The organism is Candidatus Pseudomonas adelgestsugas (assembly GCF_004124255.1).
GTDB lineage: Bacteria > Pseudomonadota > Gammaproteobacteria > Pseudomonadales > Pseudomonadaceae > Aquipseudomonas > Aquipseudomonas adelgestsugas.
In genome coordinates this window covers 115,871-128,248 of sequence record NZ_CP026512.1, presented here as the reverse complement: position 1 = coordinate 128,248, position 12,378 = coordinate 115,871, and the positions used below count along the sequence as shown (strand labels likewise).

Annotated in this window: 8 protein-coding genes and 1 pseudogene; 2 read left to right on the top strand and 7 right to left on the bottom strand. The window is 40.3% G+C overall.

What is annotated here, in order from left to right:
* Positions 1–671: 671 nt before the first annotated feature.
* From C3B55_RS00320 to C3B55_RS00295, 4 genes and pseudogenes are all read right to left on the bottom strand, one after another.
* A complete protein-coding gene (locus tag C3B55_RS00320; protein ID WP_129210439.1) occupies positions 672–1,505 on the bottom strand; it encodes a thymidylate synthase in 834 nt (277 codons plus the stop codon).
* Positions 1,506–1,575: 70 nt separating this feature from the next.
* On the bottom strand, positions 1,576–2,373 hold the full coding sequence (lgt, locus tag C3B55_RS00315; protein WP_129210437.1) for a prolipoprotein diacylglyceryl transferase: 798 nt from the start codon (positions 2,371–2,373) through the stop codon (positions 1,576–1,578).
* Between the two features lie 797 nt (positions 2,374–3,170).
* Positions 3,171–5,402 (bottom strand): annotated as a pseudogene (locus C3B55_RS04610) (putative PEP-binding protein).
* A gap of 22 nt (positions 5,403–5,424) precedes the next feature.
* Positions 5,425–5,904 (bottom strand): RNA pyrophosphohydrolase, encoded by a 480-nt coding sequence (locus tag C3B55_RS00295; protein WP_129211847.1) that lies wholly within the window; start codon positions 5,902–5,904, stop codon positions 5,425–5,427.
* A 148-nt stretch (positions 5,905–6,052) separates the two neighbouring features.
* Here C3B55_RS00295 and C3B55_RS00290 point away from each other — a divergent pair, with 148 nt between their 5' ends.
* Positions 6,053–6,712 carry a histidinol-phosphatase gene (locus C3B55_RS00290; RefSeq protein WP_129210433.1) on the top strand — a complete coding sequence of 220 codons (660 nt, stop codon included), beginning with the start codon at positions 6,053–6,055 and terminating at the stop codon, positions 6,710–6,712.
* 1,741 nt (positions 6,713–8,453) lie between these two features.
* On the top strand, positions 8,454–9,152 hold the full coding sequence (gene rpiA / locus C3B55_RS00285) for a ribose-5-phosphate isomerase RpiA (RefSeq protein WP_129210431.1): 699 nt from the start codon (positions 8,454–8,456) through the stop codon (positions 9,150–9,152).
* A 4-nt stretch (positions 9,153–9,156) separates the two neighbouring features.
* On the opposite strand, the gene C3B55_RS00280 is transcribed toward rpiA, so the two are convergent.
* The 3 genes from C3B55_RS00280 to C3B55_RS00270 are packed head-to-tail and all read right to left on the bottom strand — an operon-like array spanning position 9,157 to position 12,097.
* On the bottom strand, positions 9,157–10,041 hold the full coding sequence (locus tag C3B55_RS00280) for an ABC transporter permease subunit (RefSeq protein WP_129210429.1): 885 nt from the start codon (positions 10,039–10,041) through the stop codon (positions 9,157–9,159).
* Positions 10,038–10,958 (bottom strand): ABC transporter permease subunit, encoded by a 921-nt coding sequence (locus C3B55_RS00275; protein WP_129210427.1) that lies wholly within the window; start codon positions 10,956–10,958, stop codon positions 10,038–10,040. The genes C3B55_RS00280 and C3B55_RS00275 overlap by 4 nt, the downstream gene beginning before the upstream one ends.
* On the bottom strand, positions 10,955–12,097 hold the full coding sequence (locus C3B55_RS00270; protein WP_129210425.1) for an ABC transporter ATP-binding protein: 1,143 nt from the start codon (positions 12,095–12,097) through the stop codon (positions 10,955–10,957). Before C3B55_RS00270 ends, C3B55_RS00275 begins: the two co-directional genes overlap by 4 nt.
* Positions 12,098–12,378: the final 281 nt, after the last annotated feature.

The window sequence follows — 12,378 nt, the reverse complement described above, 5'->3', positions numbered from 1 at the left end:
GTTTGTATTGAACATAGTATTATTAATCAGTTTAACCTTGAGTGTGCGATTTGTAGGCTTATACAGCATGAATCTTAAGCATCTATAGTTATAACCAAGAACAACTCGTGTATAATTTTAAGACCATCTAGCTAGATATTAGCGTTTCTGATTTTGTATCAATAGCATACACTCAACCTGTCCAGTTATAAGCCAGATACGTAAACTTCTAATATCTATCAGAACATGGCCGACCTGTATACATTACTGCCGTAACCTTGATATGACTATATTAAAAAATCCACAATACTACTAGGTGGTTTGCACAATATTCATAACAACTTATACGAAAGCGTACATAAGTTTATAAACGATCATATTTACCATATTAATATATAGACTTAATTAGTTGTTAGCATCATAAATACGGTTGTTTAACCTAAGCCGATACTGTAGCGATAGATCGAATATGGATCAATGCAAAATCTTGCAGTCGCTCGAAGTATAACCAGCATGGCTAAACCTTTTCACATGCCGGCAAAATCTGCAATTTTTAGTCTATACGAGGTAAAATCCAATATAAATATGAGAGCTAGCCTACCTACATTGTGGACATTCAGATACTTTAGTTTTCACTGCAGTTATGTTAATGTGGGCAAATCAGCGCTTAGATTGATATTGACCAAAACAGCTCACATAGCCACATTGGCCTTGATGCTTGGATCAGCGTCATAGCCGACAATTGCAAAATCTTCAAACTTATAGTCATAGATCGACGCTGGCTTACGATTAATGACTAACTCAGGTAGTTTCTTTGGTGTACGCGCCAGTTGAGTATAGATCTGTTCTATATGATTGCTGTATGCATGAGTATCACCGGTAGTTACAATGATCTCGTGCGGAATCAAATCACATTGCTGGGCTAGCATATGGGTTAGCAATGCTAGTGCAGCCGTGTTATACGGTAAACCAAGAAATACATCAGAACTACGAATATACACTTGCATTGATAAATAACTATCATGTACAAATGCCTGATATAATACGTGGCAAGGCGGTAAGGCTTGTTTACCACCATGCGCGTTTTCCTGCGGACTTTTAGTTTCATCAGGCAGATATTCGACATTCCAACCGTGGAACAGGATACGACGGCTATTAGGGTTGTTCTTCAACGTGCAGACAATATAATCAATCTGGTTGATCTTGCCACCATCTTTAGTGGGCCATGCAGTCCACTGCTTTCCATATACTGGGCCTAGATTACCATCTTCAGTGGCCCACTTGTCCCAGATTTTCACACTATTCTCATTCAACCACTTGATGTTTGTATTGCCACTTAACATCCAAATCAATTCGTTAGCGATACTCTTAAAGTGAAGTTTTTTAGTGGTTAGCAGCGGGAAACCGTCAGCTAGGTTATGCCTATACTGACGGGCAAACACGGCTTTGGTACCAGTACTAGTGCGATCACTCTTAGTTAATCCTTTAGTTATAACTTCGTTTAGTAGTGCTAGATATTGCTTCATCTATTTCCCGATATTGTTAAAACCAAGGTTACGCAATAAACTCAACATGCAAATTTACAGTGCAGCGTTTTTAATATTTTTGTCGAAAGTTATAAGCCCACCATAATAGGCTTAAGCCAAATAAGATCATAGGCATGCTAAGAATCTGACCCATGGTCAACCAACCCCACGCTAAATAGCCCAACTGTGCATCCGGCATACGTATTAACTCTACAATACAACGGAAAATCCCATATAACAGCAAGAACATACCAGATATCGCCATGGTCGGGCGTGGCTTACGCGAAAAAATATACAGAATCAAAAATAGTGCTACACCCTCTAAGCCAAACTGATAAAGCTGCGACGGATGGCGCGGCAGTTGCGCTGGATCACTAAATAGTGGGAACACCATAGCCCATGGCACATCACTTGGCTTACCCCACAATTCAGCATTGACAAAGTTACCGATACGCCCAGCGCCAAGGCCAATCGGCACAAATGGCGCAATAAGGTCCATCAGTGGAAAAAATAATTTCCTATTGCGGCAAACAAACAACCATGCTGAGATTATTACACCAACAAAGCCACCATGGAACGCCATACCACCTTTCCATACTGCAAAAATTAGCATCGGGTTAGCAATATAAACTGGCAAAGCGTAAAACAACACATACCCAAGACGACCACCAACAATCATACCAATAGACATCCAGAACACTATATCGGAGAACTCTTCTTTTGTCCAAGTTGGCTTTAAACGGTTTAAACGCTTGGAAGCTAATAGCCAAACACTACCGATACCAATCAAGTACATTAATCCGTACCAGTGAATTTGCAGAGGACCGATAGCCACAACTACCGGGTTGATTTTTGGGTAAAACAGCACTACCACTCCTCATTAAACCATAAATCATGGTGCACATAACTATGCTGATGTGTCATTAAACATGCTATATACACTACTAACACGTATATAATAGTTAAGTCATGCTAATGGATCAAAAGCATAAAACTAAACCTTAATGCAATTGATAAACATTTCTTGTATAAATACATTAAATAACACGCAAAAAGGAGTGGCATACCAAATATACCTAATTATTTTAAGCGAATAGCTAGGTTGCGCCTAGCCGATAACTGTCATAGTTAATCATTATTAATTATGCATTTAGCTTAACCTGCTGCTAGCCAAACATCCGCAATGTATGCACACTATCCAATGACACATAAGGTAACGCTGAATGGGTAGTATTACTAAGCTAATAGCTGCACCTAGTCTATAAGGTAGGAGACAGAAGTTTATAAGTTATCTAATACCTATCTGAATATTCCATAACCTGCATTGCTAAATGCAAAAAAGTAATGCTGAAGAAATAATATATACCGAAGCAGATAGCGGTTATACCATACATTTTGAACGATTCACAAACTGCGCAGCCTACTAACTTACCGTATACCGGTATAAAAATTTGCAACAGAGCACCTCTTTCTAAAGCGTTTATCATTAGCATAAACCATATAATACTAGTTAGTATAAGCGCTCATTGTAAGTGCAGATACTGCACTTACAATGAAGTAAGCAATAGTACTAGGCTATTGAGTTGTAGACTGTATTCAAATTGAAATTTGAAGTTTTAAAAACCTTTAGCATCAATAAAGCAAATCCTATAAGGTATTTGTTGATCATGGATTAATCATCTGTATCAGTCCTAATTTTCAACGTCAATTGTAGAGAGCCATTGATAGCTTGCTGGTTATCAATAAATATTGACTCAACCTGACGCAATATCCAGTTGACTTTTGGTAAGTTGATAGCATTTATGGATAAACTATCCAAACCAATTGCTTTGAATAAAATCGCTGCTTCTAGGTCGCCGATCATTGCGCCGCAAATACTCACTAGTATGCCTTGGATATTGGCGTCATGCACTGCATGCTGCAAGACTTGCTGTACTGCTGAGTACAGGTAGTCGTAAAAATCAGCTAGCTACTCTCAAGTTATTACAGTCTATGACCAGAAGGTATTGAATTAAGTCGTTAGAACCAGCTGAGAGGAAGCCTACTTGCCGTGCTCACTCTTGAAGTTTTGGTAAATTACCGACTGGATTTGAATTATCAAACTAATCGATTACATCAATACATCTGTACCTTCGTAGCGTATTTAGCCTCAAGCGAGGTTAATTAGGTGCACTGCTTGTGTCAAAGCTTATAAGCACCAGAGATCATCTGGCAACAGAATGCTTGGGTTTGTCAAAGAACCTTCGCTAGCTTTGAGAATAGCGCGAGTATGTACAAAAAAGATTCAGGATAGTCGATAATCACACGTATACCACGCTAGCTAAGAATGGAGGGTAGTCATCTTCCTTGATCTAGAAATATGATAATGATTTATCGTTACCAATATCTAAGCTACACATTATCACTAACAACGAGCAAACAGCAGACAGTTGCTCATAATAAAATACCAGCTACTTATGAATGGTACTTCAATACAGTATAACCATACGCCTCCTTCAGCATCGTGCTAATAAGCATAAGCCACATAGCTAGCACAAGCCAGCCTTAATAAATAATGGCACGCAGTAGTCGTCAATGGTTTACACACGATAGCTCGCGCAGCGAATCAAAACTAATCGCTAGTTGTTTCTCTTTTTCCACTGCCTCGGCGTCTTACTTGCATATTATGTCACTATGGATTACGTAAAGACTTTGCCAAGATAGTCACCTATAATCTTATCTATGCCATTGGCCTTTAAATATGGCAGATCTACTAAACCCATCACTGTCGGAATACCCATAGCTAGAGCCAAGATCGCAAGATGCGAGATACTAGCACTAAGTACAGATACCAGAACCCATAAGTTCTACTTTATAGCACTTTGCCCAGCATGGCAGCAATTAGTTCTTTACTGACCAGAATCATATTATTTGGGTAGACCAGATGAAGTAGTACGATCTACCTGTAAATAAGTTGTAGATAGCAACCTATGTAACACATATCCGAGGCGTGCTTATACAGACAGGCGTCATCCATCAAGTTGCAACAGTGAACATAGTCGTTGACTACCTGGCGTAATGCGTGTGTCAGCTAGTCGGTTTTAATTATAATTTTAAACTTATTACCTATGGACGCGTTGTTGAGTATCATTTATTATGAGTAAAATCATGCCTGCTCTTCAAAGCGCAACTGCATAGGTAGTTTATATGAATGTGATATCTCATATTAAAACGCGTTTTCCATAGTTATCTTAAATAGTTTAATTTCAGTATCAATATCGTCAATCAGTTTTGTCTTACGCTATATTTAGATCGACAGTTGGGTAGCATAAGTCACGGTTATACTAATAACTGCAGCGCTAGGCAAACTAGGGCACGCCGACAGATTTGGCTACCTCGGATATCCATGCCCTAACAGCCAAGACTGTGGATTGAACAAATCGGTTCAGCATTGGCAAGAACCACAGCAAGCTCTGTGCTTATAATTATAAGAAAAGCTTCTTGGTCTTCGTTAAACTAGAGGTATGCTTTTTGCTAGACAACTAAGCGCCTACAACACTTAGATAATGAATGATCAGTACTCCAAAGAACGCGGCATAGCGCTCTTCACCAATGTCGGCAAGTAGCAATAACTCTGAGTGATACACCGCGTAATCAAGGTTAAAAGGTTCTTTACGCGCCCCCTGCCAAACCAACTTAACCTTCATAAACATCATATTAAATTTACCGATCAAGAGCCTATTTAAACACTCGGCAGCCATCAGCGTAAAACGGTTAATCTCAAAATCCTACAGATCAACAGAGCTAACCTGACTACCCATAGCTTTCTAAACGCACAACATAATAATCTATAATGCAGCCATTGAGATCCTGAACAGATTTAATTTCCTGGACAATCTTACGTAGCTTGTTAAACATGACTAGTGGTTGAACTCCGTCGTCATTCACGCACTAAAAGACGTGGGGCAAGCTCTTTAAGAGCACGGCGATAAACCTCGCGCTTAAATGTCACCACTTGGCTTAATGGGTACCAATAACTAACCCAGCGCCAGCTATCAAACTCTGGTTTATTAGTCAAATCCACCCTAACCCGCCGCTCATTAGACAGTAAGTGCAGAAGAAACCATTTCTGCTTCTGACCAATGCATAGCGGTTGGCTGTGAGTACGCACTAGTCTCTGAGGCAGACGATAACGTAACCAGCCACGAGTACAAGCTAAAATTCGCACATCTTTGCACTCGAGGCCGACTTCTTCATTTAGTTCACGGTATAAAGCGTCTTCATAGGTTTCATTTGGGTTGATTCCGCCTTGAGGAAACTGCCAAACAACTCGGTTGATTCGACGAGCCCATAGTACCTGTCCAATATCATTTGTAAGAATGATCCCGACATTAAAACGAAAACCATCGGCGTCAATCACGGCAACAACCTCATAAGCGGATATTATAATATTGTTCCATAAAGGTTCATTAAGTGGCAACGAGGCCTCTATACTTTATATAGGTTCTTATAAAGAAAAAGCGTATTCTAAATATCTTTGTTAAAGACTTTTTAGCGAGTAACTTGTAATGCATCTAGCTTTATTTGACTTAGACAACACCCTTCTTAGTGGTGATAGCGATCACGCGTGGGGTGATTACCTCTGCAAACGAGGAATTATTAACCAACAGGCTTATCAAGCTCGCAATGATAAGTTTTACCAGGACTATTTGACAGGTACACTAGACGATGCTGCCTACCTAAATTTTAGCCTAGAAATCCTTGGCCGCACTGAAATGGCTAAACTGGACGAGTGGCGCAGTGATTTCATGCGCGACTGCATTAACCAGCTTATGCTACCCATGGCTATAAAATTGCTAGCTAAACATAGCGCTATTGGCGACAAGTTGGTGATTATCACTGCCACCAATCGCTTTATAACTGCACCGATTGCCAAACTGCTAAGAGTTGAAACCCTGATTGCTACCGAATGTGAGATAAAAAATGGTCGCTATACTGGACGCAGCACCGATATCTCGTGTTTCCGTGAAGGCAAGGTGAAACGCTTGAACCATTGGCTGAAAAAAAGCGGTTATAATCTAGAAGGCAGTTACTTCTACAGTGATTCAATAAATGATTTACCACTGCTAAAGCAAGTAACACACCCAGTAGCGGTAGACCCAGACCACAATTTACGTGCCGAAGCCGAAAGACATAACTGGCCGATAATTACCCTACGTAACTCATAAAGTTTTCGCTATCAAGCTCGATCTAACATATTAAATCGCATTAATATTGAATCTCGATCAAGAGTGAATGCTAACTTGCCTACAATAAAGTCAACTCAGTTTTAAGTATTAAACTAATTTAATATCTATTAATCCGACAACTATCAAAAAAAACTTAACTAGGTTAATATACCTAACACTAAGATAGAATTTAAACTGCTACCGCAGCAATGAAAAACTGCAGGCAATTAAACCGCACCACTAGTCAGAACTAGACCACCAATCTTAAAATCTAAGAGTCAGGTTTACTATAGCTAACATACAATCACATATGTTAACCACCAGGAAATGAATAGGTATACTAACAACCACGGCACACATTAATTAATAACTACTATAAATACTCAAAAATATTGTATAGCAATTGCTGGAATAGCGCTGCAATTGCACAATAACTATGGCCGCCGAGCGGCAATAACATATTAATGGTAATATAAATAGCCTTTATGGTGTTTAGCGTTTCTGTGGTATTTAATGTTTAGGTTGCACGGGTAGCGTAATCGCCAACCAAATAAACAGTTAGAAAGCTAGATTTCTTCTTTTATTCTGATACGAGTAAAACAATTTTTTTACCAACAAGACTAATACTGGGTAGCGCTAAATTTATCCACCGTATTAGCAAATGCACAACTTGACTATTTATATTAGATCAAATCCAGAATGAGAAGGCGATAACTAGTCAAACTAGCGATTAACGACCTACGCGAGTTATTCTCATGGTAACTCTACGCGCTAACAAAGATATGTACCTCACACATAAAGTGATAGTAGTAGTGAAATCCAGTAATATAGCGTTTGAATACGTCATCGCAAAAGCACTGTTAAAGTTGCTAGGTTTTCTAAAATAGTTACCGAAATTATAACTTGGCGCCTTTCGCTACACTTAGTGTGCTTAGCTAAATGGCGCATGTTGATTAAAATCTATATTAGTGCTGAATTTAATGTCTATCTAAACTTTTTAGTGATGCCACTCATGTATACGTATTTATTAATACTAGCTATACTCTATATTCTCACTGAATCAGCTATACAGTTGGTATCGCTACACATACTCTTGATCAGCAAACAGATTTCATCAGTGCTCATGATAATTACTGCATAAACATAGTCTTTGTAAAATTAATAATATGCTTTACTAATTCGTCATCGACATTACGCTGTAAGCAATATCAGCCGTTCGCCTATAACCATAAAACTTATATGGCAATTGAGATTATTTAGTTCTATGCTGATAATTGTTATTTGCAGAGCAGTATGTAGCGTCACGATATAGACATGAAGCCACATGACACATTATAAGCCATGGTGAAATTTTTTGTACATAATGTTATAGTATAGATAGTGACAACAACTGTAGGTGTATTTTTTTCTGAGCAGAGTTTGGTGAACTGTGTTGTAAATAACGCATTATCTTAAATGAGAACATTATCTATCAGTCTAAATCCTTGTAAACCCAATCTTATTGCCTGGCCTACTTTCTAAGCCCAGCAGTGTATAATAGAGCTTTTATTGAGACTCTATTAATATGCGAAATGAGTGTCTTTATAGCTTCATTTTTAGATATTAGCAGGAGTCAATAAGCATGGTAAACATAGCTAAAGAGCCTAATTTAGCGTTTAACTAGACAATCATACGAATCCCGAAAGTTTTGTTGGTCTATACTTGCCACTATCGATCACTCTACGTCAGTTCTGGAGCCAGCATGAACTATAATCAACTTAAAAAAGTAGTGGCCCAGGCTGCCATCAATTTAATTCTTCCTAAGCTTAACAACAAAAGCATTATTGGTGTTGGTACTGGCTCCACGACTAACTACTTTATCGATGCGCTGGCTAAATATAAAAGCATATTTGATGGCGCTGTGGCTAGTTCAACAACCACTGCTGCACGCCTTAATAAATATGGTATTCCAGTATACGAGCTCAACACTGTAAGCGATTTAGAATTCTACGTCGATGGCGCTGATGAAAGCGACAAACATCTGAATCTAATTAAAGGTGGCGGTGCAGCTCTGACTCGCGAGAAAATCATTGCAGCCGTAGCCAAAACTTTTATATGTATCGCCGATGCTAGCAAACTAGTGCCTATCATCGGTGCATTCCCATTGCCAGTAGAAGTTATTCCAATGGCCCGCAGTCACGTAGCTCGCGAGCTAGTTAAACTAGGCGGTGACCCTGTATACCGCGAAGGCATATTGACTGATAACGGTAACATTATTATTGATGTATTCAATATGCAGATCACTAATCCAGTAGAGTTAGAGGCTAAGATTAATGCAATTGTCGGCGTAGTCACTAATGGTTTATTCGCGGCACGCACAGCTGATATATTGCTATTAGGTACACCTGAAGGGGTTGAAACCATCAAAGCAAACCAAGTTGAAAATTTTCAACGCGTTTAGACAGCTAAAAAAACATAGACGTGCTATGTTTATCTGACTGCAGCCAGTTATCTGTAGCTGCCTCGTCAATTGTTTGCTGGACTGCTTTTTTCCGCATCTCCTCGGCACGACGAATAAATAACCATACTATGAAGGTTACCAACGATACTATCAACAGAATTAGACTAGCTACAGCGTTAATCTCTGGTTTAACCCCAAGACGCATCGCTGAGAATACTGCCATTGGCAAAGTAGTTGAACCAGGACCAGACACAAAGCTTGCCAGTACTAGATCATCTAACGACAACACGAATGACATCATACCACCAGCCACTAACGACGGCGCGATCATAGGGATAGTAATTAAGAAAAATACCTTCCATGGTCGCGCACCTAAATCCATTGCCGCTTCTTCAATTGACAGATCTAGCTCACGCAAACGGGCCGACACCAATACAACAACATATGCTGCACAAAAAGTAGTATGGGCAATCCAGATTGTAACAATACCACGCTCCTGAGGCCAACCAATGATCTGCGCCATAGCTACAAACAGCAGCAATAGCGACAAACCAGTGATAACTTCTGGCATCACTAGCGGTGCAGTCACTAAGCCACAAAACAGCGTGCGACCCTTGAAGTTTGTGATACGGGTAAGCACAAAGGCTGCCAGCGTACCCAAAGCCACTGCAGCTACCGCCGTATAGCAGGCTATTTCTAATGAACGACCTATAGACACTATCAACTGGGTATTGTCCAGCAGGCTAGCGTACCACTTAATCGACCAACCACTCCACACCGTAACTAGTTTAGATCCGTTAAAAGAATAGATTACTAAAATTAGCATAGGCAGATAAACAAACAACAACCCAGCCCCCAGCATAAAACCAGAAAAACTAAAGCGCCTCATATCTTACCTTCTATCTCTTTAGCTTGACTGCGATTAAATAGAATGATTGGCATAATCAAGAGCACTAACATCACTACCGCCAGGGCAGAAGCCACGGTCCAGTCGCGATTATTAAAAAATTCTTGCCACAAAACTTTGCCTATCATTAGGGTTTCCGGACCGCCTAGTAGCTCGGGAATCACGAACTCGCCAACTACCGGAATAAATACCAGCATGCAACCGGCGATGATACCGTTCTTGGAAAGCGGCACAGTGATTTTCCAAAAGCTATTGAAAGTGCTTGAACTCAAGTCAGATGCTGCTTCTAGCAGACTTGGATCGTGTCTTACCAGATTAGCGTACAACGGCAAAATCATAAACGGCAGATAAGAATAAACAATACCGATATACACTGCAAAATTATTATTGAGGATTTGCAGCGGTTCATTGATTAAGCCTATACTCATTAAAAAGCCATTCAACAAACCATTAGTGCTGAGAATACCCATCCACGCATATACACGGATCAGGATCGCAGTCCAAGTCGGCATCATGATTAATAATACAAGCACAGTCTGCACATCTTTACGCGCGTTAGAAATAGCGTAGGCCATCGGATAGCCGATCAATAGGCATAGAATCGTACTAAAAAACGCTATCTTCAGCGAGCCTAAGTATGCGGCAATATACAACTCATCGTTGCCGAGTAATGCATAATTACCAAGGTTGAGCACTAATTGTAGTTTTTGCTCAACAAAAGTGTAGATTTCAGTATAAGGTGGAATCGCTACAGCAGCTTCAGCAAAGCTAATCCTCAGGACGATGAAAAACGGTAGTGCAAAAAACAGTAACAGCCAAAAAAAAGGAATTCCAATGACTATATATTGGCTATCTGGCATTATTCGTTGCATCTGGTGCTGGAGTTTCATCATATTCATGAGCGCAGTACTACGCCGCTGTCAGCTTCCCACCACACATAAACCTGGTCACCCCAGGTTGGACGCTGGCCACGGCGTTCAGCATTAGCTACGAAAGACTGCACAAGCTTGCCGCTTGGCAGCTCTACATAGAATACAGAGTGACCGCCTAGGTAGGCAATATCATGCACCTTACCGCTGGACCAATTGTGTTCACGGGTTGGCATTTCTATGGTGACTAGTAACTTTTCTGGACGAATAGCGTAAATTAATGATTTGTCTTCCACTGCCGTAGCAATACCGTATCCTACATAAATATCGCGATCTAGATCTGGGCACTTGAGTAGCGCATGACCTTCAGCGTCATCTACTACTTGGGTATCAAAGATATTGACGCTACCAATAAATTCACAAACTAGGCGACTAGTAGGTGTTTCATAAATATCAATCGGGCTACCAATTTGGGCGATCCAGCCCTGGTGCATAATCGCAATACGTTCAGCCATAGTCATGGCCTCTTCTTGATCGTGGGTCACCATTACGCATGTCACGCATACACGCTCAATAATTTCCACCAATTCTAACTGCATCTGTGAACGTAGTTTCTTATCTAGTGCACCCATTGGTTCATCTAGTAGCAGTAGTTTCGGACGCTTAGCTAAAGAACGCGCTAAGGCCACACGTTGACGTTGACCGCCGGATAGTTGATGTGGCTTACGCTTAGCGTACTGAATCATTTGTACCAGCTTGAGCATTTCGGCCACGCGAGCATCAATTTCAATCCTAGAGATTTTGTCCTGCTGCAGACCAAACGCGATATTCTGCGCTACCGTCATATGTGGAAACAAAGCATAAGATTGAAACATCATATTGATTGGTCGCTTGTAAGGTGGCATATCAGTGATATCTACACAGTCAAGATAAATGCGACCCTCTGTTGGACACTCAAAGCCTGCAAGCATACGTAATAAAGTAGATTTACCCGAACCTGAACCGCCAAGCAAAGCAAAGATCTCGCCTTTCTTGATTTGCAGAGACACATCATCGACAGCGATTGTCTCGTCAAATTTCTTTGTAACCCGGTCGATTTTAACTAGAACCTTTTTTGGTGTCTGGTCGCCATCGATGGCTTTCTTATAAGCGCCGGAGGCAATTGCCATTTATGAAACTCCCAACAAAATTTGCAATTCGCCCAATACAGGCAACACCTTAGATCATTTGAGCTTGAAACTTTACTGGCCAATTTTTACCTTGGTCATACTACTAATCATGAAAAGCTGTACTTTCTGTAGTAGTTCGAATTTGACGAACGTCTTATGGAGAACTACCCATGACAGATAAACTACTGCTTCAATGCGTATTGATTGATCCATTAGTGTATCTGTCTATAAGGTTATGGTTGGCTTGATTGACTTGATCATAAGCCTAAACAATCACCTGT

What these genes read in the sequence shown, in the direction of transcription:
- C3B55_RS00320 (WP_129210439.1), bottom strand. Translation starts at nt 1,505, where the DNA reads ATGAAGCAATATCTAGCACTACTAAACGAAGTTATAACTAAAGGATTA.
- C3B55_RS00290 (WP_129210433.1), top strand. Translation starts at nt 6,053, where the DNA reads ATGCATCTAGCTTTATTTGACTTAGACAACACCCTTCTTAGTGGTGAT.
- rpiA (WP_129210431.1), top strand. Translation starts at nt 8,454, where the DNA reads ATGAACTATAATCAACTTAAAAAAGTAGTGGCCCAGGCTGCCATCAAT.
- C3B55_RS00280 (WP_129210429.1), bottom strand. Translation starts at nt 10,041, where the DNA reads ATGAGGCGCTTTAGTTTTTCTGGTTTTATGCTGGGGGCTGGGTTGTTG.
- C3B55_RS00275 (WP_129210427.1), bottom strand. Translation starts at nt 10,958, where the DNA reads ATGAATATGATGAAACTCCAGCACCAGATGCAACGAATAATGCCAGAT.
- C3B55_RS00270 (WP_129210425.1), bottom strand. Translation starts at nt 12,097, where the DNA reads ATGGCAATTGCCTCCGGCGCTTATAAGAAAGCCATCGATGGCGACCAG.